This window comes from Erythrobacter fulvus (assembly GCF_028595285.1).
Classification (GTDB): Bacteria; Pseudomonadota; Alphaproteobacteria; order Sphingomonadales; family Sphingomonadaceae; genus Erythrobacter; species Erythrobacter fulvus.
Genome location: NZ_JAQQXQ010000001.1, coordinates 257,194 through 280,299, shown reverse-complemented (window position 1 = coordinate 280,299; position 23,106 = coordinate 257,194). Strand labels below are relative to the sequence as shown.

The 23,106-nt window shown below is 63.7% G+C and carries 22 protein-coding genes; 17 read left to right on the top strand and 5 right to left on the bottom strand.

The window, feature by feature from the left end; translation table 11 throughout:
* From OIK40_RS01355 to OIK40_RS01325, 7 genes are all read left to right on the top strand, one after another.
* Window positions 1-1,209: a penicillin-binding protein activator gene (locus tag OIK40_RS01355; protein ID WP_273675542.1), complete on the top strand. Its 1,209-nt coding sequence runs from the start codon at window positions 1-3 to the stop codon at window positions 1,207-1,209.
* 56 nt (window positions 1,210-1,265) lie between these two features.
* Complete coding sequence (gene parE / locus OIK40_RS01350) at window positions 1,266-3,266, top strand: DNA topoisomerase IV subunit B (RefSeq protein ID WP_273675541.1); 2,001 nt, start codon at window positions 1,266-1,268, stop codon at window positions 3,264-3,266.
* 74 nt (window positions 3,267-3,340) lie between these two features.
* Window positions 3,341-3,865 (top strand): RNA polymerase sigma factor, encoded by a 525-nt coding sequence (locus OIK40_RS01345; protein WP_273675540.1) that lies wholly within the window; start codon window positions 3,341-3,343, stop codon window positions 3,863-3,865.
* Window positions 3,862-4,437, top strand: coding sequence for a hypothetical protein (locus OIK40_RS01340; protein WP_273675539.1), 576 nt, complete (start codon window positions 3,862-3,864; stop codon window positions 4,435-4,437). Before OIK40_RS01345 ends, OIK40_RS01340 begins: the two co-directional genes overlap by 4 nt.
* 45 nt (window positions 4,438-4,482) lie before the next feature.
* Window positions 4,483-5,790: a serine hydrolase gene (locus tag OIK40_RS01335; RefSeq protein WP_273675538.1), complete on the top strand. Its 1,308-nt coding sequence runs from the start codon at window positions 4,483-4,485 to the stop codon at window positions 5,788-5,790.
* Between the two features lie 80 nt (window positions 5,791-5,870).
* Window positions 5,871-6,731, top strand: a complete 861-nt coding sequence (locus tag OIK40_RS01330; RefSeq protein ID WP_273675536.1) for an AAA family ATPase — start codon at window positions 5,871-5,873, stop codon at window positions 6,729-6,731.
* Window positions 6,732-6,742: 11 nt separating this feature from the next.
* On the top strand, window positions 6,743-7,444 hold the full coding sequence (locus OIK40_RS01325; protein WP_273675534.1) for a hypothetical protein: 702 nt from the start codon (window positions 6,743-6,745) through the stop codon (window positions 7,442-7,444).
* 83 nt (window positions 7,445-7,527) lie between these two features.
* On the opposite strand, the gene OIK40_RS01320 is transcribed toward OIK40_RS01325, so the two are convergent.
* Entirely contained in the window at window positions 7,528-8,928 is a 1,401-nt protein-coding gene (locus OIK40_RS01320; protein ID WP_273675533.1) for a methyl-accepting chemotaxis protein, read from the bottom strand.
* Between the two features lie 133 nt (window positions 8,929-9,061).
* Between OIK40_RS01320 and OIK40_RS01315 the strand changes: the two genes are divergently transcribed.
* Both OIK40_RS01315 and OIK40_RS01310 read left to right on the top strand, forming a co-directional pair.
* Window positions 9,062-10,246: a vWA domain-containing protein gene (locus tag OIK40_RS01315; RefSeq protein WP_273675532.1), complete on the top strand. Its 1,185-nt coding sequence runs from the start codon at window positions 9,062-9,064 to the stop codon at window positions 10,244-10,246.
* A 54-nt stretch (window positions 10,247-10,300) separates the two neighbouring features.
* A complete protein-coding gene (locus OIK40_RS01310; protein ID WP_273675531.1) occupies window positions 10,301-10,660 on the top strand; it encodes a hypothetical protein in 360 nt (119 codons plus the stop codon).
* Here the strand turns inward: OIK40_RS01310 and OIK40_RS01305 are convergent.
* On the bottom strand, window positions 10,654-11,853 hold the full coding sequence (locus tag OIK40_RS01305) for an exo-beta-N-acetylmuramidase NamZ family protein (protein ID WP_273675529.1): 1,200 nt from the start codon (window positions 11,851-11,853) through the stop codon (window positions 10,654-10,656). The genes OIK40_RS01310 and OIK40_RS01305 overlap by 7 nt on opposite strands.
* 71 nt (window positions 11,854-11,924) lie before the next feature.
* Here OIK40_RS01305 and OIK40_RS01300 point away from each other — a divergent pair, with 71 nt between their 5' ends.
* Complete coding sequence (locus OIK40_RS01300) at window positions 11,925-12,410, top strand: TspO/MBR family protein (RefSeq protein WP_273675528.1); 486 nt, start codon at window positions 11,925-11,927, stop codon at window positions 12,408-12,410.
* Here OIK40_RS01300 and OIK40_RS01295 read toward each other — a convergent pair.
* Window positions 12,407-12,922: a DOMON domain-containing protein gene (locus OIK40_RS01295; RefSeq protein WP_273675527.1), complete on the bottom strand. Its 516-nt coding sequence runs from the start codon at window positions 12,920-12,922 to the stop codon at window positions 12,407-12,409. The two genes, OIK40_RS01300 and OIK40_RS01295, sit on opposite strands and share 4 nt — an antisense overlap.
* Window positions 12,923-12,999: 77 nt before the next feature.
* Here OIK40_RS01295 and tyrS point away from each other — a divergent pair, with 77 nt between their 5' ends.
* The 6 genes from tyrS to OIK40_RS01265 all read left to right on the top strand — a co-directional run bounded on the left by tyrS (window position 13,000) and on the right by OIK40_RS01265 (window position 18,190).
* On the top strand, window positions 13,000-14,229 hold the full coding sequence (gene tyrS, locus OIK40_RS01290; protein ID WP_273675526.1) for a tyrosine--tRNA ligase: 1,230 nt from the start codon (window positions 13,000-13,002) through the stop codon (window positions 14,227-14,229).
* Between the two features lie 77 nt (window positions 14,230-14,306).
* Window positions 14,307-14,645: a PilZ domain-containing protein gene (locus OIK40_RS01285; protein ID WP_273675524.1), complete on the top strand. Its 339-nt coding sequence runs from the start codon at window positions 14,307-14,309 to the stop codon at window positions 14,643-14,645.
* Window positions 14,646-14,727: 82 nt separating this feature from the next.
* The gene (locus tag OIK40_RS01280; protein ID WP_273675523.1) at window positions 14,728-15,993 is read left to right on the top strand and encodes an MFS transporter; all 1,266 of its coding nucleotides are present in this window, start codon (window positions 14,728-14,730) and stop codon (window positions 15,991-15,993) included.
* On the top strand, window positions 15,990-16,910 hold the full coding sequence (cysK, locus tag OIK40_RS01275) for a cysteine synthase A (RefSeq protein ID WP_273675522.1): 921 nt from the start codon (window positions 15,990-15,992) through the stop codon (window positions 16,908-16,910). The genes OIK40_RS01280 and cysK overlap by 4 nt, the downstream gene beginning before the upstream one ends.
* Window positions 16,907-17,611, top strand: coding sequence for a dienelactone hydrolase family protein (locus OIK40_RS01270; RefSeq protein ID WP_273675521.1), 705 nt, complete (start codon window positions 16,907-16,909; stop codon window positions 17,609-17,611). Before cysK ends, OIK40_RS01270 begins: the two co-directional genes overlap by 4 nt.
* A 123-nt stretch (window positions 17,612-17,734) precedes the next feature.
* A complete protein-coding gene (locus OIK40_RS01265; protein ID WP_273675520.1) occupies window positions 17,735-18,190 on the top strand; it encodes a hypothetical protein in 456 nt (151 codons plus the stop codon).
* 3 nt (window positions 18,191-18,193) lie between these two features.
* Here OIK40_RS01265 and OIK40_RS01260 read toward each other — a convergent pair whose 3' ends face one another.
* The gene (locus OIK40_RS01260) at window positions 18,194-19,471 is read right to left on the bottom strand and encodes a M20/M25/M40 family metallo-hydrolase (RefSeq protein WP_273675518.1); all 1,278 of its coding nucleotides are present in this window, start codon (window positions 19,469-19,471) and stop codon (window positions 18,194-18,196) included.
* A gap of 173 nt (window positions 19,472-19,644) precedes the next feature.
* On the opposite strand from OIK40_RS01260, the gene OIK40_RS01255 reads away from it, so the two are divergent.
* Window positions 19,645-21,150 carry a M20/M25/M40 family metallo-hydrolase gene (locus tag OIK40_RS01255; RefSeq protein WP_273675516.1) on the top strand — a complete coding sequence of 502 codons (1,506 nt, stop codon included), beginning with the start codon at window positions 19,645-19,647 and terminating at the stop codon, window positions 21,148-21,150.
* A gap of 91 nt (window positions 21,151-21,241) precedes the next feature.
* Here the strand turns inward: OIK40_RS01255 and OIK40_RS01250 are convergent, their stop codons facing one another.
* Entirely contained in the window at window positions 21,242-23,047 is a 1,806-nt protein-coding gene (locus OIK40_RS01250; protein ID WP_273675515.1) for an acyl-CoA dehydrogenase C-terminal domain-containing protein, read from the bottom strand.
* Between the last annotated feature and the right edge of the window lie 59 nt (window positions 23,048-23,106).

The window sequence follows — 23,106 nt, the reverse complement described above, 5'->3', positions numbered from 1 at the left end:
ATGAAGCTTACGGTATCGCCGAAATGGGCAGGTTGGCTGTCGGGCATGGCGGCGGTGTTTACCCGTCGCAATCTGGCGCTGGCAGGGGCGGCGATGCTGGCCGCCGGGTGTCAGGTGATCCCCAAGACCGATGTTTCCACCGCCCCGCCCCCGCCCGCCCCGACGCCGGAGCCTTCGGCGACTGCGTTGCCGACCGATTCCGGGCGCCACCGTATCGCGCTGCTTGTTCCGGTCAGCGGGGAAACCGGCCCTGTCGGACAGGCGATTGCCAATGCCACCACCATGGCGCTGCTCGATACCGGTGCCGATAACCTGCGCATCACCACCTACGACACTGCGACAGGCGTCTCGGCGGCGGCGCGTCAGGCGATCGCCGATGGCAACCGCCTGATCCTCGGCCCGCTGATGGGCGACAGCATTCCCGCAGTGCAATCCGCCGCGCGCGGGGCCGGTGTGCCGATCATCTCGTTCTCAAACGACACCAGCGTTGCGGCAGCGGACGTGTTCGTGATGGGCCACAATCCCGAACAGTCGATCCGCCGCAGCGTCGAATATGCCCGACTGCAGGGCGCAAACCGCTTTGTCGCGCTGCTGCCCGAAGGGGATTATGGCCAGCGTTCGGCCTCGGCACTGGAAAACGCGCTGCGCGATTTCGGCGGCGCGCTGGTCGGCCGCCAAAGCTACGCACGCGGAAATACCTCGATCGTCAGTGCGGCCCAGCGCCTGCGCGCGGCGGGCGGATACGACACTGTGCTGATCGCCGACAGCGCGCGGTTGGGGCTGGAGGCTGCCGACGAATTGCAGCGCGGGGCCGATCCGCGCGCGCGCATCCTTGGCACCGAATTGTGGAGCGGCGAGACCGTGCTGACCCGCGCCGCATCAATGGAAGGCGCGATCTTTGCGGCCGTGTCCGACAGGCGCTTCAAACGCTTTTCGGACAGCTACGAAACCCGTTTCGGGGCCAAGCCCTATCGCGTCGCGACGCTCGGTTATGATGCCGTGCTGCTGACTTTGCGCGTGGCCCGCGACTGGAAGGTGGGCACCCCCTTCCCCAAAAGCGAACTCTATGATCGCGGCGGGTTCCTTGGGGTTGACGGGCCGTTCCGCTTTGCCCGCAGCGGCATCGCCGAACGCGCGTTGGAAGTGCGCGAGGTGCGCAGCGGCGAAGTGGTGGAAGTCGACCCCGCGCCAACCGGCTTCGGTCGTTGAGCAAAACCTCAGCGCACAGCTTGTGAGCAGGCGGCGCGGACGCTTATAGCAGAGGCATGTCCGACAACGCCCCTGCCTCTGGCCCAGACGATCTCTTCGCCAACACCCCGACTTCGAGCGGCGATTACAACGCTTCCGCCATCGAAGTGCTCGAAGGGCTGGAGCCGGTGCGACGCCGCCCCGGCATGTATATCGGCGGCACCGATGATCGCGCGCTGCACCACCTCGCCGCCGAGGTGCTCGACAATGCCATGGACGAGGCGGTCGCTGGCCATGCCACCCGGATCGAAGTGCGTCTGGAAGAGGGCAACCGCCTGTCCATCGCCGATAACGGGCGCGGCATTCCGGTTGACGAGCACCCGAAGTTTCCCGGCAAGTCGACGCTTGAGGTGATCCTGTCCACGCTGCATTCGGGCGGCAAGTTCTCGGGCAAAGCCTATGCCACCAGCGGCGGCCTGCACGGCGTGGGCGTCAGCGTCGTCAATGCGCTGTCCTCGCACACCCGCGTAGAGGTCGCGCGCGACCGGCAGCTTTACGCGCAAGAATTCTCGCGCGGGATCACACAAGGGGCGATCCAGAACCTTGGCGCGGCGCCTAACCGGCGCGGCACCACCGTCAGCTTCACCCCCGACACCGAGATTTTCGGCGACCGTCAGTTCAAGCCCGCCCGCCTGTTCAAACTGGCGCGCTCCAAGGCCTATCTGTTCGCGGGCGTCGAGATTCGCTGGAAATGCGCGGCCAGCCTCTCCAGCGAGGATGTGCCGGCTGAGGCCGTGTTTAAGTTTCCCGGCGGGCTTGCCGATCACCTCGCCGAACAGGTCGGCGCGCGCGAATGCGTTACCGCGCAGCCCTTCACCGGGCGGCAGGATTTCCCCGATGAACAGGGCCGCGTCGAATGGGCTATTGCCTGGCCGCTCTATTCCGACGGGGCGACGAGCTGGTATTGCAACACCGTCCCCACTCCTGACGGCGGCACCCACGAACAAGGCCTTCGCATGGCGCTCACAAGGGGTCTTAGGGCCTTTGGCGAACTGGTGGGCGCGAAGAAGGCCAAGGACATCACCGCCGATGACGTGATGACGGGCGCGGAAGTGATGCTTTCCGTCTTCATCCGCGATCCGCAATTCCAGTCGCAGACCAAGGACCGCCTGACCTCGCCCGAAGCTGCAAGGCTGGTCGAAAACGCGGTGCGCGACCATTTCGACCACTTCCTCACCGACAATATGGATCGCGGCAAGGCGTTGCTGGGCGAGGTGATGGAGCGCATGGACGAGCGCCTCAAGCGCAAGCAGGAGCGCGAGATCAAGCGCAAGACCGCGACGAATGCCAAGAAGGTGCGCCTGCCCGGCAAGCTCACCGATTGTTCGGGCGAAGGTAGCCGCGAGACCGAGCTGTTCATCGTCGAAGGCGACAGCGCGGGCGGCAGTGCCAAGCAGGCGCGCGATCGCAAGAGCCAGGCGATCCTGCCGATCCGCGGCAAGATCCTTAACGTCGCTTCGGCCACCAACGACAAAATCCGCGCCAACAGCGAAATCGCCGACCTCGCGCTGGCGCTGGGCTGCGGCACCCGCAAGGATTGTGACGCGGAAAACCTGCGTTACGACCGCGTCATCATCATGACAGACGCGGACGTCGACGGCGCCCATATCGCGACGCTGCTGATGACCTTCTTCTTTCAGGAAATGCCCGACCTTGTCAGGAAGGGTCACCTGTTCCTTGCCCAGCCCCCGCTTTATCGTCTGACGGCGGGCAAGGAAAGCCGCTATGCCCGCGACGATGCGCACCGCGCCGAACTGGAAGCGACCGTGTTCAAGGGCAAGAAGGTTGAGGTTGCGCGCTTCAAGGGGCTTGGCGAGATGAACCCCCAGCAACTGCGCGAAACCACCATGGCGCCCGAAACCCGCAGCCTGATCCGCATCACCCTGCCGACCGAATATGAACAGCGCGCGGGCGTGGCGCGGCTCGTAGACGAGCTGATGGGCCGCAACCCCGAACACCGTTTCAACTTCATTCAGAACCGCGCAGGCGAGGTGGACCGCGACCTGATCGACGCCTGAGGCGGATCCCGTCGCGAGCGAGAAAAATCGCGCCCCCTCGTAAGAAATCCGCTGCGGCGCGGACTAAGGGGGGCATGACCGAGCAAACCGAACAGCTTTACCGGCAGGCGGGCGAACAATTCGCCCCCGCACTTGCGCGTCTCGCCCGCTCGGTCGAGCGCGATGCCGACAAGGCGCGCGATCTCGAACAGGAAATGCACTGTGCGCTGTGGAGCAGCCTTGCCCGTTTCGACGGACGCTGTGCGCTCAAGACCTGGGTTTACCGCGTCGCGCATAATGTCGCCGCCGATCACGTTGCGCGCAGTATGCGCGGGCCGCAGCGGGTGCCGTTGGAGGATATCGACTGCCTGCCCTCGCCTGCCAATGTCGAAGCCGACACCGCCGAGGCGCTGGTGCTGGCGCAGGTTGCCGAACTGATCCGCCGCCTGCCGCCTGTGGACACGCAGGTGATCGTGCTGTGGCTCGAAGGCGAAAGCGCCGCTGCCATCGCTGAAATTACTGGGCTTTCAACGGGTGCGGTCAATGTCCGGGTGCACCGGATCAAGACCCTGCTCGCCAGCCACTTTACCGAAACCGACCAAGCGGAGACTGCCGTATGAGCAATTCCCCCTTCTCCCTGTGGGCCGCCGCCGCAAGCGATGCGACCTTCACCGATCCTGCCGCCTGCGCCGCGCATGCCGGTGAATTCGAACGCCGGATTGCCCGCCGCAATCGGATCGAACGGATCGCCGGTTGGATCCAGCTGCCCGTCTGGGGAGGCATGGCTGCGTTTTACCTCCGGGTGGGCGAGGTGCCGCTTGCTCTCAGCGCCATAATGATCGGCGTCGGCGTGCTGGTTGTCCTGCGCAACCTGACACGGCGGGCGGACAATCTTGATCGCCATCCGGAAGAGCCGTGCCGCGATCATCTCGTCCGTCAGTATCGCCGCCAATACGAAGCGCTGCTCTCCGTACCGCTATGGTATATCGGGCCGGTCATGCCAGGTTTGATCGCCTTCCTTGCGGCCGTGACCAGCGGCATCGCAGAGGTCAAAGGCTGGGACGCTGCGCTTGCCGAGCTGACCCGCCGCGGCCTTTTTATCGGATTGGTCTTTTGCGCCGTCGTGCTGCTCAACTGGTACGGAGCACGACGCCTGAAGCGCGATCTCGAACGGCTTGAGAGACTGGCCTGACGATCCGTTCCGGCCTAATTGAAACAAAGACATAGGAGTCCAATCATGATCCGCCCCTGCGTGATGGCGCTTGCCTGCGCCACTTTGACAGCCCTCGCCCTGCCAGTGATGGCACAGGAGCCGACCGGAGCCGCGGCCACTGCGGAACAGACCGCGCTGGAGCAGCGTAGCGCGCAGGTGGTTGCGGTAATGAATGGCGAGCTTGAACCCGACGAGGTGTTCACCCCGGATTTCATCGCCGCGCTTCCTCCAGCGCAAATCAAGGCGTTCAGCACCAGCCTGACCGCGCAGTTCGGCGCGGCGGTGGACGTGGCGCTGCTGACCCCGCGCGACGGCACCCGCGCAGCGCTGCATATCCGGTTCGAGCGCGGGCTGGCCAAAGGCGGGATCGCAATTGATCCAGCCGCAGAAAACCGTGTCAGCGAATTGCGTATCACTCAGGTGGATTCGATCGCACCAGAAGGCGATACACCGGACAAGATCGCTGCCGATCTCGCCGCCCTGCCCGGCACGGTCAACGCGCGGTTTGCTCCGCTGGATGGCGGAGCGCCGGTTATCAGCATCGGGGCCGATACCCCTCTCGCGCTCGGATCCACTTTCAAGCTCTATATCCTCGCCGCGCTGGCCGAGGATGTGAAGGCGGGCAAGCGCAAGTGGAGCGATGTGGTGCCGCTTTCGGTAAAGAGCTTTCCCAGCGGCCGGTTGCAGGACTGGCCGCAAGGCGCACCGCTGACGCTGCACACGCTGGCCGCGCTGATGATCTCGATCAGCGACAATACCGCCACCGACCAGCTGATCGACTTGCTCGGGCGGGAGCGTATTCTGCGGTTGATGCGCGACAGCGGCCACGCCGCCACCGGCGCTAACGAGCCCTTCCTGACCACGCGCGAGTTGTTTCTGCTCAAGGGCGGCGATGCGGCGCGGCTCGCTGCCTATCAAGCAGGTGACAGCGCTGCCCGCGCCGCGATCCTTGCCGATATCGAGGCGAACCCGGTCACGCTGGAGGAACTGAACGCCGCCTTTGCCGGAGGGCCAAAGGCGCTCGACGTCGAATGGCTGGCCTCGCCTGCCGATCTTGCCGGGCTTTTGTCCCGCATGCGGCGCACCGGTGACGACAAGGCGTTCGGCATCATGGCGATCAACCCCTCGGCCACGCCCGCAATCAAGGCCAACTGGGACTATATCGGCTTCAAGGGGGGCAGCGAGCCGGGCGTGCTCAACCTCACCTGGCTGCTGCGCGACAAGGCTGGCGCCTGGCACGTCCTGACGCTGGGCTGGAACAATCCCGCCGCCAGTCTAGATCAGGGCGCGCTGGAAGGGATTGCCCAGCGCATCCTGCTGCTGCCTCGCTGATTTGTGAGGCCGCCAGCCCTTGCGCCGTCGCGAGCGGACCCTTATCGGTGCGTACGAAAATCAGTCTCACAGGAAAACCCATGACCGAACAGCAGCAGCGTTTCGAAGGCACCCAATCCTATATTGCCACCGAGGATCTGAAGGTCGCGGTGAATGCCGCCGTCACCCTGCGCCGTCCGCTGCTGGTCAAGGGTGAACCCGGCACCGGCAAGACCGTGCTGGCCCACGAAATCTCCAAGGCGCTCAATGCCCCGCTGATCGAGTGGAACATCAAGTCCACCACCAAGGCGCATCAGGGCCTTTATGAATACGACGCGGTCGCGCGTCTGCGCGATGGCCAGCTGGGCGACGAGCGCGTCCATGACATCCGCAACTACATCAAGAAGGGCAAGCTGTGGGAGGCCTTCACCGCGCCACAGCTTCCCGTCCTGCTGATCGACGAGATCGACAAGGCCGATATCGAGTTTCCCAACGATCTGTTGCAGGAGCTCGATCGCATGAGCTTCGACGTCTACGAAACGCAGGAGCGGATCGAGGCCAAGGAACGCCCGATCGTCGTCATCACCTCGAACAATGAAAAGGAGCTGCCCGACGCCTTCCTGCGCCGCTGCTTCTTCCACTACATCAAGTTCCCCGATCGCGAGACCATGCAGGAAATCATCGACGTCCATTTCCCCGGCATCCAGAAGACGCTGGTGAAGAAGGCGATGGATATCTTCTACGACCTGCGCGAAGTGCCGGGCCTTAAGAAAAAGCCTTCGACCAGCGAGCTGCTGGACTGGCTGAAGCTGCTGCTCAATGAAGACATGCCGCTCGAGGTGTTGCAGGACAAGAACCCGGCCAGCGCGATTCCGCCGCTGCACGGGGCGCTGCTGAAGAATGAACAGGATATCATGCTGTTCGAACGCCTCGCCTTCATGGCGCGCCGCAATCCGAGCTGACATTGGGACGCGTGAAGCTCGGCGATCACCGCCTGACATTGCTGTTCTTCGTCCTCACGCTCGGTATGCTGGGCGTGATGCGAGGGTACTTCCCACCCGACCTCGCAATCCCGCTTGCGGGGAGCGAGATCCGGCCGGTCCTGCTGCTGGAGTTCGCGTCCACGCCGTCGCATCTGGTCAATATCTTTGGCGAGGCGGGCGATCCTCAACGCGCAGCACGCATTACGGGAATGACGGTCGGGAACCGGCTCGATTACCTCCTCATGCCGTCATACGGCTTGCTGACGCTGAGCTTCTTTTTCGGAATTGCACGCGAAACCGGTGGGCGATTCTGGCGGCTATTCGGCTGGATGGGGATCGCGGCTGCAGTTTCTGACGGGATCGAAAACGCGATCATGTTTGCGATGGTCGATAGCTTTGTTGCGGGAACCGATGTCACTGGGGCCATGTTGGCCCTGCCCTACCCGGTGTGGATCAAGTTCGGGCTGCTCTCGGCCACCTGCGGCGGGGCTGCCTGGGCGTTCTTCACCATGCGGCGCTTCTGGCTGGCGATGATCTGCCTTCCCGCTCCGCTGCTGTTTGTTCCCGGCCTGCTCGATCCCTTTGGTCTTGCGCCCATCACCACGAGCACAATCGCACTCGGGTGGATCGCGATGGCCCTGCACGCTGCCACCAGACTCAAGGCGACCCAACCGAGTCCAGACCCCGGTTAGACTCCCCTTAGACCCCCTCTAGACCCCTGCTAGACCCTCCTTAGGCCGGTGTTCCACGCGGAACACACCCCATCGGCGTGTCCTCAGTCGAAGCTGTAAGCCAGCTCGAAATCGCCCCAGCGCCGTCCGCCGATCACCAGCGGGACATAGACGTTACGAACCACCACATAGCTGTCGCCGTCGCCTTCCTGACGATAGACCGCCATCATGTAGGGGGCACGGCTTTCCTTTGCCTTGCGGTCGATCGCTTCGAGCATGATGCGCCCGTTGCGGCAGAACTGCGTGTCGTGGTTGATGTCCCCCGTCGGCGTGCGCGAACGTTCTGTCAGGTGGGTCGGCAGGAAGCCGTTCATGTCGGTGCAAGCCGCAGCTAAAACCCGCGAGTCACCTGCCTTCGCCCGATCGAGGAACGGACGCCATTCGGCATGGGCCCAGTCGGTCAACCGGGTGCGGAACAGCTGCGGGTTGGTGCCGGGAACGGGGACGTAATCGGTATCGAACAGCGCAGTCATCGTCAGCGCGCCGGAGGCCAGAGCCGCCTCGGTATGTGCGGCCACTTCCTGCATCATCTGCTGCGCCTGTTCGACCATCGCACTGTCTTCGGGGCTGAGCCCGGCCTGCACGATCCGATCGAACATCTCGCTGGCGGTAAATTCCAGCTCCTCCATCTTGCGATACGCGCCGTGGAGCCGGTCCTCGTTGCTGCGCGCGGCAGCATCGAAGCTGGTCAGCACGCGCTGCACCTTGTCGACATGGCCGGAGATCGTGCCGGTCGAACGGGCGATGACGTCGTTCTGCTTATCCACCTCTTCGACAAGCCCCCCGACGCTGGCAATGGTGCTTTCGATCCGTGCGACCGATGCCTTGGCCTCGCCGCTTGCCTTGGCGCCCGCCTCGATGCGACCGATCACCATCTCCGCTTCGCCTCCCAGCGCATCGATGGTCTGGGCGATTTCCTCGGTCGCTTTGCGGGTATCGCTGGCAAGGCTCTTCACCTCGCTCGCCACCACCGCGAAGGTGCGGCCCGCGTCGCCTGCGCGCATCGCCTCGATCGTGGCGTTCAGCGCGAGGATATTGGTCGTCTCGGCGATATTGTCGATGTCCTGCGCACTGCGGCGCACCTGCTCCATCGCGGCAGAAAAGCTGGTGACGTGCTGGCCCAGTGTTTCGACCAGTTCGATCAGCGAGGCGATCTGCCCGAGCGAGGACTGGATCAGCGCCGTGCCTTCATTCAGCCGGTCGATCGCGCGTTCGGAGAGGATTCGCGCCTCGTCGCTCGCTTCGGCAACTTTGGTCTGGTCAGCCTCAAGCGCGCGAACTGTCTCCGCCAGCGCTTCGTGTTCGGAACGCAGCGTCTTGGATGAAGCGATCACGGCTTCGACCACGCCCGCCACGTCGGTGCAGCCCACCGTCACCGCACCGCAACTCTCGGGAATCATTCCCAGAGCATAGGCATTGGCGGTGTCGATCGCGATCTGTTTCATGGTGGTGTGCGGCCCCTGATTTGTCGCAAGCGCTGTAGCCCCGCGATGGTAAGCGAAGCGTTAAGCGAAAGCCCTTTTACCCCTCAAGAATGGGGACTGGTCAGGGGCGAAGGAGCGGGGTAAGCGTCGGCCCATGTTCTTCAATTTCGTCGACGAGCTGCGGGCCGCGGGTATCGGGGCCAGTTTCAAAGAGCACCTCACCTTGCTGGAGGCGCTCGACAAGGACGTGATCGAGCAGACGCCCGAGGCGTTCTACTATCTCTCCCGCGCCACCTTCGTGAAGGATGAAGGCCTGCTCGACCGGTTCGACCAGGTGTTCCACAAGGTGTTCAAGGGGATCATGACCGATTACGGCCAGAACCCCGTCGACATTCCCGAAGACTGGCTAAAGGCCGTTGCCGAGAAATTCCTGACCCCGGAGGAAATGGAGAAGATCAAGTCGCTGGGCGACTGGGACGAGATCATGGAGACGCTGAAAAAGCGGCTCGAGGAACAGGAAAAGCGCCACCAGGGCGGCAACAAGTGGATCGGCACCGGGGGCACCAGCCCCTTCGGCAATTCGGGCTACAACCCCGAAGGCGTGCGCATCGGCGGCGAGAGCAAGCACCGCCGTGCGATCAAGGTGTGGGAAAAGCGCGAGTTCAAGAACCTCGACAACACCAAGGAATTGGGCACCCGCAACATCAAGATGGCGCTACGCCGTCTGCGCCGTTTCGCGCGCGAAGGCGCGGCGGACGAGCTCGACATTCCCGGCACGATTGAAGGCACCGCCAAGCAGGGCTGGCTCGACATCAGGATGCGCCCCGAACGGCGCAATGCCGTCAAACTGCTGCTGTTCCTCGATGTCGGCGGATCGATGGACCCCTTCATCAAGCTGGTCGAAGAGCTGTTCAGCGCCGCCACCGCGGAGTTCAAGAACCTAGAATTCTTCTACTTCCACAACTGCCTCTACGAAGGTGTGTGGAAGGACAACAAGCGCCGCTGGCAGGAACGCACCACGACCTGGGATGTGCTCCACAAATACGGGCACGACTACAAGATCGTGTTCGTGGGCGACGCCGCAATGAGCCCCTACGAGATCACCCATCCTGGCGGCTCGGTCGAGCACATGAACGAGGAAGCGGGCGCAGTCTGGCTCCAGCGCGTGACCAACACCTATCCCGCGACGGTGTGGCTTAATCCGGTGCCGGAAAAGCAGTGGAACTATTCGCAGTCGACCAAGATGATCAAGCAGCTGGTGGGTGACCGGATGTATCCGCTGACACTCGAAGGGCTGGACGACGCGATGCGGGAGCTGAGCCGCAAGCACGGGGCGTGAGCGAAGTCTTTTGAATCGAAGGACTTTATGCTAATCTCTCGCAAGGAGATGACCATGCAGCTCGTGACTTTTCCGCTTGCCGCACTCGCACTGCTGGGCGCAACCGGAGCGCCGACATCCCTGCAACAGGCGGCAGAGTCTCGCGCTACCATGCGTGAAATTCAAACACTCACCCCTTCGCCCGAACAGTGCCGCGACCGCATCACTCAGGTGCGCGAGTCAACGGGAAAGCCGCCGCTGCTTGATCGCGCGCCCGCCTCGCCCGAGCGTCCGCACCGCATCTACGCCGTCGACAAGCGGATAGATGGCTGCGCGGTAATGGTGATGCATGGTGACGTCAGCGACATCCGCCCGCTTCCGGCACGGCCCGAAGGTCCGGTGCTCCAGATGCCGGCAAGGGGCTCCGGTCAGTAAATCAGGTGCCCGCGCACCTCTGCCACCCACGCCGCCTCGTCATGTGACGTCATGGCGTCGAGATCGTCCGGCATCGCTGCCCGATCATCTACCCATTCGCGCAAGGATGGGCCGCCGTTGATGACGTCGATCGCGAGGCGCGTCAGTTCGTATTCGTAAGGGAAGTCGCGCCACAGCGGATAGTCGGGATAGAGCCGCCGGATCGCCTTGAACGCCAGCGCCTGCAAGCGCCACGGGCGGAAGGCATGATGATCGTAGAACCCGCCTTCTGCGTGCATCATCAAGGCATTGCAAAGCTTTCCTGCGTGCTTGTGGAAAGTCGGTTCGAACCAGCATTCGCGGATTGCACAGCCTGCCAGCCAATCCGGCGCGAGCTTCGTCATCTCGGCCAGCACCGCCTTGGCGTCGATATCGGGCGCGCCGAACAATACCTCCAGCGGACGGGTCGTACCACGCCCTTCCGACAGCGTCGTGCCTTCCAGCATCACCGTGCCGGCATAGCAGCGCGCCATATTGACGTTGGCGGCATTGGGCGACGGATTGATCCATAGGCGCGACGTGGGCCAGCCCCAGCTGCCTTCTTCTTCGGGCTGCCAGCCTTCCATCGCCACTACTCTGTAAGCCACATCAATGCCGAAATGGGCGATGAACCAGTGTCCCATCTCGCCCATTGTCAGCCCGTGCCGCATCGGCATCGGCGCGGCCCCGACGAAGCTTTCCTGCCCCGGCACCAGCAAAGTGCCCTCCACTGGACGCCCTGCGGGATTGGGGCGATCGAGCACCCAGACTTCCTTGCCCGCCTTCGCCGCTTCTTCCAGCAGATAGAGCAGCGTGGTGACGAAGGTGTAGATCCGGCAGCCGAGGTCCTGAAGATCGAACAGGAACACGTCGGCGCTGGTCATCATCTGCCCGGTCGGACGGCGCACCTCGCCATAAAGCGAATAGATCGGGATGCGGTAATGCGGATCGAATTCATCCGCGGTTTCAACCATGTTGTCCTGCTTGTCACCCTTCAGCCCGTGCTGCGGACCGAATGCGCTGGATATGTTCACGCCCGCCGCGATCAGCGCGTCGAGGCTATGGGTCAGATCGGCGGTGACGCTGGCCGGGTGGGCCACCAGCGCGACGCGGCGGCCCTTCAATTGCGCAAGCAGAGCGGGATCGGCCAGCAGCCGGTCAATTCCTGTCTTCATGGCGAGTGGGGTGCAGCAGGCTCGCGGCAAAGGCAATGGCATTTGCGCGGCGGCTCCCTATATGGCTGTACATGGACTGGACCAGCGCCCTTATCGCCGCCGCATGGGCTATCATCCTCGGCGGCGCAGGCGGGGCCTTGACCGACATTGGCCAATGGTATCGCGATTTGCGCAAGCCGCCGTGGCAACCGCCCGACTGGCTGTTCGGCCCGGCATGGACCACCATTCTCGGGCTGGCGGGATGGAGTTTCTATATCGGCCTGACCAGCGCGCCAACGCCCGAAGCGAAGCTGGCGGTCTATGCGCTGTTTGGCGCCAATTTCGTGCTGCATTTCTGCTGGTCGCCGCTGTTCTTCAAATTGAAGCGTCCCGACTGGGCGCTGGCGGAAAACGTGCTGCTATGGTGTTCGGTCACCGCCTTGTTGACGGTCCTGCCGCGCCTTGCGGGTGACAGCTTTGCGGGCTGGCTGAACGTGCCCTATTTTGTCTGGGTCAGCTTCGCCTTCGTGCTCAACGCCAAAATCGTGCAGCTTAACCGCCCGTTCGGGAAGGCTTAGCGTTCGACGATCAGCGTGCGGCAGGCTTCGGAATGGAATTCCGGCTTGCCCGGCGGGAAACCCAGCGCCCAGAATTGCAGGCTGCCGTCGGGATGCTCGACAATCGCGTTGAGCGCCACCTGTGCCGGGTCCGGAAGTTCGGCGGCGATGCTCGCCTTTAGCACCAGCCCGCTATCGTCATGCGAACAGGCGATGGCGATGGCGTCCACCGGCGCATCGCGCATGCCTTCGCGGAAGGAATCGAAATCATACGCCGCCCAGCGGCCTGAAGGCGACAAATTGAACTCGCGGTAATATGTTCCCCCCAGCGGCTGCCAGAAGATTTCGAAACAGGTCGTCTTCCACAGATTGTCCATCCGTTCCGGCGCGGCCGGTTGCGGCACGACAATCGCCGGAACCTTGCCATCGAGCCGGAATTCGGCCTCGCAGCCCGACGGCGTGCCGGTGATCGAAGCGGTTACGGCGCGGATTGGGCCGAGTTCGCAGGTCTGGTGAAGCATCAGCGGTTGCATGCCCACTTCATGCCGTTCGCGCGCACGGCGGGCAAGTCTCTTCCCGTCGCCCTTCCCCCCTGTTAAGCGCGCGCCTTATGAGCACCTACGAATCCGCCCTCCTGCGCCTGCTCGACGAGCGTGGCTATATCCACCAGACGACCGACGCGGCGGGCCTTGATGCCCTCGCTGCGAAGCAGATCGTGCCGGGATATATCGGATTCGATGCCACCGCGCCGTCGCTCCATATCGGCAGCCTAGTACAGATCATGATGCTGCGCCGCTTGCAGCAGGCCGGCCACAAGCCGATCGTTGTTATGGGCGGCGGCACCACCAAGATCGGCGACCCGTCGGGCAAGGACGAAAGCCGCAAGCTGCTCACGCCCGACGTGATCGACGACAACATCGCGTCGATCTTCACCGTGTTCGAAAGGCTGCTGACTTTCGGCGACGGGCCGACCGATGCTTTGATGGTCAATAACGACGAGTGGCTTTCGGGCCTCGGCTACATCGATCTGCTGCGCGATGTCGGCCCGCACTTCACGATCAACCGGATGCTGACATTTGATTCGGTCAAACTGCGATTGGAGCGCGAACAGCCGCTCACCTTCCTCGAATTCAACTACATGATCCTGCAGGCCTACGACTTTGTCGAACTGGCGCGGCGTTATGACTGCCGCTTGCAGATGGGCGGCAGCGACCAATGGGGCAATATCGTCAACGGCATGGAGCTGGGGCGCAGGCTGGAGGGCCGCGAGCTATTCGGCCTCACCACCCCGCTGCTGACCACGGCCGATGGTGCGAAGATGGGCAAGACAGCGGCGGGTGCCGTCTGGCTTAATGAAGACCAGCTGCCCGCTTATGATTTCTGGCAGTACTGGCGCAATGTCGACGATCGCGACGTGGGCCGTTTTCTGCGGCTGTTCACCGATCTGCCGCACGACGAGATCGCGCGGCTCGAAGCGCTAGAGGGTGCGGAAATCAACAACGCCAAGATCGTGCTCGCCAATGAAGTGACGAAGCTTGTGCGCGGGGGCGACGCTGCAACGCGCGCAGAGGCGACCGCGCGCGAGACCTTCGCCGGAAGCGGCGCAGGCGAGGATCTGCCCACCCTTTCCACCGGCCCGGAAGGCATGCGCATCGCCGCACTGCTCACGGAAATCGGCCTCACCGCGTCCAATGGCGAGGCCAAGCGCAAGCTGGCCGAAGGCGCGGTGAAACTGGAAGGCGAGACAATCACCGATCCCGGCCATCTGGTTCTTCCTGCCGATGGCGAGACCTTGCGCCTCAGCCTCGGCAAGAAACGTCACGCCTTGGTGAAGCGCTGATCGCCCTTTACCAATTTGAAGCCTTTCTTCGGCATTCTGCTTAGCGGACCCGATATAACAACGGAGGATCGCGGGGCGTGACTGGCGGAGCAAGTCTTAGCGTAACCGATATGCGGCGTGCAGCGCGGCATCCGGTCGATTATCCGGTGATTGTCGAGCATTTCGAGCACGGCGATCTTAAGCTGCATGTCAGCAACCTATCCGCCCATGGCTTCATGGTCGATGACGCGCACCACCTTGCGCGCGGTGACCGGATCATCATCCGTCTGCCGGTGGTGGGCCGGATCGAAGCCTATGTCATCTGGACACGCGACAACCGCGCCGGTTTCCAGTTCGAACGGATCATCCGGCTCGACGATTTCATCGCGATCATCGACGAACTTCAGCCCAATCCGCGCCTGCGCCGTTCGCGCTGAGGCGCGGCACAAGTCTGGCTGACAGCCGCACAAGTTTCACCTGCTTGGCAGGAGCCTTGCCGCCTGCCATGGCGCGGCGGTGATGCAACCTGACACGCCTCTGAAGATCGCCGATTACCGGCGCTACTGGCTCGCGCGATTCCTTGCCGTGTTCGCCACCATGTCGATGGTGGTGCTGCTGGGCTACCAGCTCTACGAGGTCGCGCGTGCCGACTACGGGATGAGCGTGGCCGAGGCGTCGTTCTACCTCGGCCTGCTTGGCCTCGCGCAGTTCATTCCGCTATTCGTGCTCACCCCGGTTGCCGGGCTTGCCGCCGACCGTTTTGACCGCCGCCATGTCGCGGCCTTCGCGAACGGCATCGACGCTCTTGTGGCGGTGCTGCTGGCGGCGATGACATGGGCCGATGCGCTCAACATCCCCATTCTGTTCGCGCTCGCGGCCGCACACGGAACGGCGCGGGTGTTCGTCAATCCAGCGATGAGCGCGATTGCACCCAATGTCGTACCCCCCGCGATGTTGCCGCGCGCCATCGCGCTCTCCTCGATCGCTTGGCAGACTGCGAGTGTGGCCGGCCCGGCTGTCGGCGGACTGATCTTCGCGAGGGCCGAATGGCTGCCGCACGCCATTTCAGCAGGGATGCTGGGCGCGGCGATGGTGCTGATTCTTACCGTGCGACCGATACGGGCCAAGCACGAAGGCCCGCCGCTGAAGCCGCTTCGCCAGATCATCGAGGGCATGGTCTATGTCTGGCGCGAACGTTTCCTTCTGGGGTGCATCACGCTTGATCTGTTTGCCGTGCTGCTGGCCGGCGCAACCGCGCTGCTGCCGGTGTTCGCGCGCGACATCCTGTTCGTCGGGCCGGAAGGCCTTGGCCTGATGCGTGCCGCTCCGGCGCTGGGTGCGGCCGGTGTAGCGCTGTGGCTGTCGTTCCGGCCGCTTGCCCGCGAGGTCGGGATCAAGATGCTGGTGGCGGTCGCCGCCTTCGGGGCGTTGACGATCGCCTTTGCCTTTTCCCGCAACTTCTTCCTTTCGCTGGCAATCCTATCGGCGATGGGTGCGGTCGACATGGTTTCGGTGTTCATCCGCTCGTCGCTCGTCCAGCTATTTACCCCTGATGATCGACGCGGGCGTGTATCGGCCATTTCGGGCCTCGCCATTTCCGCATCCAATGAACTGGGCGAAATGCAGTCGGGACTTGCCGCGGCAGTGCTCGGCGCGACCGGTGCGGTTGTATTCGGCGGGGCGGGTGCGATAGTCGTGACATTGATCTGGGCGTGGTATTTCCCCGAATTGCGCCGCGCCCGCAGCTTCGAGCCGCAGGAACTCAAGAGAGAGGTAACGACATGAAGGCCGACAACATCCTCGCCACCATCGGCGGCACTCCGCACATCCGCCTGTCGCGACTGTTTCCGAACCACGAGGTGTGGGTAAAGTCGGAACGCGCCAATCCGGGCGGATCGATCAAGGACCGGATCGCGCTCGCCATGGTAGAGGATGCGGAAAGCCGCGGTGCGTTGAAGCCCGGCGGCACTATCGTCGAGCCCACCAGCGGCAACACCGGCATCGGTCTTGCGATGGTCGCGGCGGTCAAGGGCTACAAGCTGGTTCTGGTGATGCCCGAAAGCATGTCGGTTGAGCGTCGCCGCCTGATGCTGGCCTATGGCGCGAGCTTCGATCTTACCCCGCGTGAAAAGGGCATGAAGGGCGCGATCGAACGTGCGCAGCAACTGGTCGACGAAACGCCCGGCGCATGGATGCCGAGCCAGTTCGACAATGCCGCCAATCCTGCCATTCACGCCCGCACCACCGCGCAGGAGATCCTTGCGGACTTCGCCGATAGCCCGATCGACGTCATGATCACCGGGGTCGGCACCGGCGGCCACCTGACCGGCTGCGCGGAAGAACTGAAGAAGCACTGGGCCGGGATGAAGGCCTACGGAGTCGAGCCGGCGCTTTCGCCGGTGATCAACGGCGGTCAGCCCGGCCCTCACCCTATCCAGGGTATCGGCGCAGGCTTCATCCCCGGTAACCTGCATACGGCGGCAATCGACGGCGCGATCGCCGTTGATGCCGAGGACGCAAAGGAAATGGCCCGCCGCGCGGCTTGTGAGGAAGGGATGCTGGTGGGCATTTCGTCGGGCGCGACACTCGCGGCGATCGCGAAAAAGCTGCCCGAACTTGCGGAAGGCACCCGGATCCTCGGTTTCAATTACGACACCGGCGAACGCTATCTCTCGGTTCCCGACTTCCTGCCGACCGAATGAGCCTGGAACAGCTGTCCTATCGCGACGGAGCGACTGCGCTGACCGGATGGCTGGCGCGGCCCTCCGGCCCCGTACGGGCAGCGGTCGCGGTGTTCCCGACCTTCATGAACACCACGCCCGGGGTCGAGGCCAAGACCGCGGCGCTGGCCGAGGCGGGGTGTCTTGCGCTGGTGGCGGATTTCTATGGCCCGGACGCGCCGCATAACGCCGAAAGCGCTTTTGCCGCGATGGAGCGCCTGCGCGCCGATCCGCTGGCGATGCGCAGGCGCCTGCGGGCCGTACTGGCCGTTCTGGCCGACATTGCCCCCGGCGTGCCGCAAATCGCCATCGGGTTCTGCCTTGGCGGCATGGCGGTGCTGGAGCTTGCCCGCGACGGGGCCGAACTTGCACTGGTGGCAAGCTTTCACGGGCTGCTGGCCACGCCAATGCCGGCCAATGCGCCGATTATCCCGCGTATGCTCGTGTGCCATGGCGATGCCGACTCGTTGGTGCCGCGACGCGACGTCATCGCCTTCTGGGAGGAGATGGACCGCGTGGGCGCGGACTGGCAGTTCATGTCCTTTGCAGGGGTAGAACATGGCTTCACCAACCCGCTGACTCCTGCACAGATGCCCAATCCGGCCTTTCACCCGGTCGCGGATCGGCAGTCATGGGCGGCGCTAATGGGACTGATCGACGAAGTGGCGCCAGCGGCTGCCTGAGCGCTTGCCGCCTGCGGGACATGAATTCGTGCCGCCGGCATAAACCGTTTTCTTAACCGACCGGCCCTATTCCCTTCTCAGGAACACTTATCTCCTGCTCGGCTGTTCGGAATTGCGACGACCATGAAATTCATCAAGCTTGAATCGCGCGGCGGCAATTACCTGGTCGTCGCCGAAAACGTGGCATGGCTGCGCACTGCCGAAAACGGCCAGACCACTGTCGGCATCGTCGGCGGTCAGCCTTTGCTGGTGGTCGGGTCGATCGAGGAAGTGGCGGACAAAATCCTGACGGCATCTGCCGGCCAGGAACAACCGGAAGCCGTACCGCAGCCCGCGCCGCCGCCCCCGCAGGCAGCAGCGCAACCGGCACCGGATGAAGCACCGCCGCCAGAACCCGTCGAGGCGGCGCAGAAACCCGCCGCCGAGCCAGCCCCGCTGGCCGCCGCCAATAAGCCCGCGGCGGAGCGTCCGCAAATCGCCATCCGGCCGGGAACGACGCTGTCGGAACGCCTGGCTGCCGCTGCCACCACACCCAAGGTCAAGCCCGGAACGCAGCGTCACATGGGAGCGCTGGAATAGTCTCTAGCGCGGGCGCACCTTCGTCTGGGCAAGGATCACGGCAAGTCCGACCGACAGACCAGCCACGAACCGTTCGCGCCCGATATTGAGATATTCCTCGGTGCTGTGCGTGCGCCCGCCACCCGCCCCGCTACCGATGGTGAGCGCCGGGATGCCGAGGCTCATCGGAATGTTCGAATCGGTTGAGGAATCGTCGAGCCGGGCCTTGAACCCTGCTGCCTGCGAAGCGGTATAGGCGGTCTGCACCAACGGGTGATCGGCAGGGGTCATGCCCGCCGGACGGTCACCGATAAGCTCCGCAACCAGTGTGATCGTTCCATCCTTGGTATCGCGGGCGGCGTTTTCGCCGGCGACAGCCGTCTCGGCTGCGGCCAGCACGGCTTGCTCCAGCTTTGCCAGATCTGCCGGATGGCTCGAGCGCATGTCGATCTGCAGCTCGATCTTATCGGGAATGGCGTTCACTGAAGTACCGCCGCTCACCATGCTGGCGGCATAGGTCGTCTTGGGATCGGACGGCACCTCAATGGCATAAATCCCGCGAACCGTTTCGGCCATGGCCGCCATCGGATTGACGATCCCGAACGCGCCGTAGCTATGCCCGCCGGGCCCGTTGAACGTTACGCGGTAGCGGCGCGATCCGACCGCCGCATGGACGATCCGCCCTGCATTGGTGTTGTCGATTGAGAGGAAGGCACCGATCCTGCCCTTGTAGGCCCCTTGCGTGAACAGGTGACGCACCCCGCGCAGATCGCCCGCGCCTTCCTCGCCCACCGTGGCAACGAACAGGATCGGTTGGCGGGTGGCGAGCGCCTTATTTTCGAGATGACGCACCCATGCCAGCATCGAGGCAAGGCCGAGGCTGTCGTCCCCGATACCGGGCGCAAACAGCCGGTCCCCGTCGCGCGTCACCTTGATCGGCGTGCCTTCGGGAAACACGGTATCGAGGTGCGCCGAAACGACGAATACCGGGCCCTCTTCCGTTCCGGGACGCAGCGCGAGGACATTGCCCTCCGCATCAATTGTTACATTGTCCAAGCCCGCATCGCGCAGCATCTGCGCAACCAGCGCGGCACGCGCCGACTCCTTGAACGGCGGCGCAGGGGTTTCGGTGATGCGCACCAGATCGGCGATCACCTGATCATACTGCCCGTCGAGATCGGCGCGAAGCGAGGTCTGGAACGCCGCCGCCTCGCTTGACTGTGTCTGCGCAAAAGCAGGCGCAGCCATTGCCCCGGCGACCATCGCCCATGCCGTCGCAACCGCCAGAATAGTCTTGCCCATACGCGCCGCGTTCCTTCCGTATCCTCGCCCCGCCCGTGTGTGGCCGATCATCCGCCCGCTTACCAGCCTTGTCCGCTGCGCTGTCCCCACCGCATGATCCGGCGCGAAAGCCGTTGCCAAACCCCGAGGCGCTGATAGCTTCGCGGCGCAAACGGTAACTGTGGAGTTTGATGATGGCACGACGGATTGCAGGCTTGGGTATGGTGGCGGCGCTCGCACTGGCGATTGCGCCAGTCTCAGCGGAAACGCCCGAACGCGAGAAAATCGCAGCAACGGTGGAAGCGCAGCATGACGCCACGATCAAGGCTTTGCAGGACTGGATCGCCCTGCCCACCATCGCGGCGGAAAAGCGCAACACCCCCGAAGGCGCGGAATACATGATGCAGCTGGCGCGCGAGGCCGGGTTCCAGCAGGCAAAGATCATTCCGACCGACGGCGTGCCCGCGGTATTCGCGACGCTTGACGCCGGGGCGCCAACCACGCTCGGCATCTATTTCATGTATGACGTCAAGCAGTTCGACCCGGCAGAATGGGACTCGCCCCCGCTTGAAGGCCGGCTCGTCGAGCGGCCGGGCGAAGGGCTGGCGATCTACGGACGCGGGGCGGTGAACCAGAAAGGCCCGGAAATGGCCTTCCTTGCCGCGATCAAGGCGATTCAGGCGAGCGGGCGCAAGCTGCCGGTGAACCTCGTGCTGGTGGCCGAAGGGGAGGAGGAAGTCGCCTCGACCCACTTCGATCAGGTCGTGGCTGTTCCGGAAGTGCAGGCGGCGCTCGCCAAGACCATCGGCGTGTTCATCCCGTCAGCCGCGCAAAGCAAGGATGGCGGCGCCAACATCACGCTCGGTGCGAAAGGCGCGGTCGAATTCCAGCTGGTAGTGGGCGGCGAGACGTCGGACAAATATCCCAAGACCGACATCCACTCGTCCAACCACGCGCGGATCGAGAACCCCGCCTGGCGGTTGGTCAAGGCACTCGACACGCTGGTGGCCGATGACGGGCACACGCCCGTAATCGATGGCTGGTTCGAAAATGTCCGCCCGCTGACCGATCGACAAAAGCAGCTGATCGCCGAAAGCGCGAAGCTGAATCCCGAAGATCAGGAAAAGGCGGCGCTGGGCGTCGGGCGCTGGATCGACGACGAGGACTACATCACCAGCCTCGAACGTTTCTATTCGCAGCCGACCGTCAACATCCAGGGCCTGATTGCGGGATATACGGGCCCCGGCGGCAAGACGGTGTTGCCCGGCCGGGCCGAGGCGAAGCTGGAATTTCGTCTGGTTCCTGCGATGACCAAGGCCGAGGCGGTGTCGAAGCTCAAGGCGCACCTTGCCAAGCGCGGCTTCGACGATGTGCAGGTGACCGTCTCGGGCGGCTACGGCCCGAACGAGACCGAAGAGGACAGCGTGCTGATCCGCGCGCAGAAGCGGTTGTTCGACGAAAGCGGCATCCCCTATTCGATCCGCCCGCGCAACGCCGGCAGCTGGCCGGGGGTGATCTTCAACGGTCCGCCGCTCAACCTGCCCGCCTCGCAATTCGGCCTGAGCCGTGGCGGCGGCGCGCATGCGCCCAACGAATGGTTCCTGATCGAAAGCGCCGATCCCAAGGTCAACGGGCTCGACGAGGCTACCATGGCCTATGTCGATTATCTATATGTCGTGGCGGAGGAAGCCGGGAAGTAGGCACAACCGCCCTTCCCGCTTATCTGCAAAAAGAAACGGCCGCCCTGCGATAACAGGGCGGCCGTTCTGTTTCGGGTTGCCTCGAAGATGATCAGGCGGCGGTGGCGAAAGCCTCGGCCGGCAGTTTCATCATGTACTCGCTGCCGGCTTCCAGCTTGCGCCGCAGCGCGCCGGCATCGGGCAGGAAGCGTTCGGCGTAGTAATTGGCCGAGACGAGCTTGGCCTCGTAGAAGGCCTTGTCCTCGGGCTCGCCTGCCAGCTTGGCGGCGGCGACCTTGGCCATCTTCAGCCAGAAGAAACCGAGCGTCACGATGCCCATGATGTGCATGTAGTGATGCGCGCCCGCGCCGAGGTGGTTCGGGTTGGCCATGGCGTTCTGCATGAACCACATGGTCGCCGCCTTCTGCTCGCCCAATGCCTTTTCGAGGCGTTCGGCCATCGGCTTGAGTGTTTCGTCCTGCTTGGCCGAGGCGATTTCCTCGTCGATCATTGCGAAGAAGGCTTGGATCGCCTTGCCGCCACCTGCGGCGAGCTTGCGGCCGCACAGGTCCATCGCCTGCACGCCGTTGGCGCCTTCGTAGATCATGGCGATACGGCTATCGCGCACGAACTGCTCCATGCCCCATTCCTTGACGTAGCCGTGCCCGCCATAGACCTGCTGCATGTTGTTGGCGATGTCATAGCCCTTGTCGGTGCCGTAGCCCTTGATCACCGGGGTCATCAGCCCGATCAGCAGATCGGCCATCTCGCGTTCCTCAGCAGTCTGGGCCTTGTGCGTCAGATCGACCTGAAGCGCCCCCCACAGGCACAGCGCCCGCATGGCTTCGGTGAAGACCTTGGCATCCATCAGCATCCGGCGCACGTCGGGGTGGACGAAGATCGGATCGGCCTTGGCGGCGGGATCGGCCGGGCCCGTCAGCGCGCGGCCCTGACGACGGTCGAGCGCGTAGGTGACTGCGTTTTGATAGGCGACTTCGGCCTGGGCATAGCCCTGGATCCCGACCCCGAGACGCGCGGCGTTCATCATGATGAACATCGCGGCCAAGCCCTTGTTCTCCTCGCCCACCATGTAGCCGGTCGCGCCGTCATAGTTGAGGAGGCATGTGGCGTTGCCGTGGATGCCCATCTTCTTTTCAATCGACCCGCAGGAGACGCCGTTGCGTTGCGCCGGCTCGCCATTCTCGTCGAGGATGAACTTGGGCACGATGAACAGCGAGATACCCTTCGTGCTGTCCGGCGCGCCCGGGGTCTTGGCCAGCACAAGGTGAATGATGTTGCTGGTAAGGTCATGCTCGCCGGCCGAGATGAAGATCTTGGTGCCGGTGATCGCATAGGTGCCATCGCCGTTCGGCACGGCCTTGGTGCGGATCATGCCCAGATCTGTGCCGCAATGCGGCTCAGTCAGGTTCATGGTGCCCGACCATTCGCCAGAGATCATCTTGGGGACATACATCGCCTTCTGTTCGTCCGATCCCTTGGCGAGGATGGCCGAGATCGCACCGGCGGTAAGGCCGGGATACATGGCAAAGGCCTGATTGGCGGTGCCGGTATATTCTTCCAGCACAAAGCCGAGAACGTGCGGCAGACCCTGACCGCCGAATTCCTCGGGCTGGGCCAGGGTGCCCCAACCGCTTTCGACATAGGCCTGATAGGCTTCCTTGAAGCCCGGAGGCGTCGTCACAGAGCCATCTTCATGACGGGTGCAGCCATGTTCGTCACCGGCCTGATTGATCGGCGCGAGCACTTCGGCGCAGAACTTGCCGGCCTCGTTGATGACGGTGTCGATCATGTCGGGGGTGGCGTTCTCGAAACCCGGCAGGTTGCCGTAGCTGGCAAGGTCGAGCACTTCATTGACGATGAAGCGCGTATCGCGGGTGGGCGCGGTATAGGTCGGCATCTCGTGATCCCTTCGGTATGCGGTCTTGAACGTTTGGTGTTGAAGCCAAGCCCAGGGGC

What these genes read in the sequence shown, in the direction of transcription:
- OIK40_RS01355 (WP_273675542.1), top strand. Translation starts at nt 1, where the DNA reads ATGAAGCTTACGGTATCGCCGAAATGGGCAGGTTGGCTGTCGGGCATG.
- parE (WP_273675541.1), top strand. Translation starts at nt 1,266, where the DNA reads ATGTCCGACAACGCCCCTGCCTCTGGCCCAGACGATCTCTTCGCCAAC.
- OIK40_RS01345 (WP_273675540.1), top strand. Translation starts at nt 3,341, where the DNA reads ATGACCGAGCAAACCGAACAGCTTTACCGGCAGGCGGGCGAACAATTC.
- OIK40_RS01340 (WP_273675539.1), top strand. Translation starts at nt 3,862, where the DNA reads ATGAGCAATTCCCCCTTCTCCCTGTGGGCCGCCGCCGCAAGCGATGCG.
- OIK40_RS01335 (WP_273675538.1), top strand. Translation starts at nt 4,483, where the DNA reads ATGATCCGCCCCTGCGTGATGGCGCTTGCCTGCGCCACTTTGACAGCC.
- OIK40_RS01330 (WP_273675536.1), top strand. Translation starts at nt 5,871, where the DNA reads ATGACCGAACAGCAGCAGCGTTTCGAAGGCACCCAATCCTATATTGCC.
- OIK40_RS01320 (WP_273675533.1), bottom strand. Translation starts at nt 8,928, where the DNA reads ATGAAACAGATCGCGATCGACACCGCCAATGCCTATGCTCTGGGAATG.
- OIK40_RS01315 (WP_273675532.1), top strand. Translation starts at nt 9,062, where the DNA reads ATGTTCTTCAATTTCGTCGACGAGCTGCGGGCCGCGGGTATCGGGGCC.
- OIK40_RS01310 (WP_273675531.1), top strand. Translation starts at nt 10,301, where the DNA reads ATGCAGCTCGTGACTTTTCCGCTTGCCGCACTCGCACTGCTGGGCGCA.
- OIK40_RS01305 (WP_273675529.1), bottom strand. Translation starts at nt 11,853, where the DNA reads ATGAAGACAGGAATTGACCGGCTGCTGGCCGATCCCGCTCTGCTTGCG.
- OIK40_RS01300 (WP_273675528.1), top strand. Translation starts at nt 11,925, where the DNA reads ATGGACTGGACCAGCGCCCTTATCGCCGCCGCATGGGCTATCATCCTC.
- OIK40_RS01295 (WP_273675527.1), bottom strand. Translation starts at nt 12,922, where the DNA reads ATGCAACCGCTGATGCTTCACCAGACCTGCGAACTCGGCCCAATCCGC.
- tyrS (WP_273675526.1), top strand. Translation starts at nt 13,000, where the DNA reads ATGAGCACCTACGAATCCGCCCTCCTGCGCCTGCTCGACGAGCGTGGC.
- OIK40_RS01280 (WP_273675523.1), top strand. Translation starts at nt 14,728, where the DNA reads ATGCAACCTGACACGCCTCTGAAGATCGCCGATTACCGGCGCTACTGG.
- cysK (WP_273675522.1), top strand. Translation starts at nt 15,990, where the DNA reads ATGAAGGCCGACAACATCCTCGCCACCATCGGCGGCACTCCGCACATC.
- OIK40_RS01270 (WP_273675521.1), top strand. Translation starts at nt 16,907, where the DNA reads ATGAGCCTGGAACAGCTGTCCTATCGCGACGGAGCGACTGCGCTGACC.
- OIK40_RS01265 (WP_273675520.1), top strand. Translation starts at nt 17,735, where the DNA reads ATGAAATTCATCAAGCTTGAATCGCGCGGCGGCAATTACCTGGTCGTC.
- OIK40_RS01260 (WP_273675518.1), bottom strand. Translation starts at nt 19,471, where the DNA reads ATGGGCAAGACTATTCTGGCGGTTGCGACGGCATGGGCGATGGTCGCC.
- OIK40_RS01255 (WP_273675516.1), top strand. Translation starts at nt 19,645, where the DNA reads ATGGCACGACGGATTGCAGGCTTGGGTATGGTGGCGGCGCTCGCACTG.
- OIK40_RS01250 (WP_273675515.1), bottom strand. Translation starts at nt 23,047, where the DNA reads ATGCCGACCTATACCGCGCCCACCCGCGATACGCGCTTCATCGTCAAT.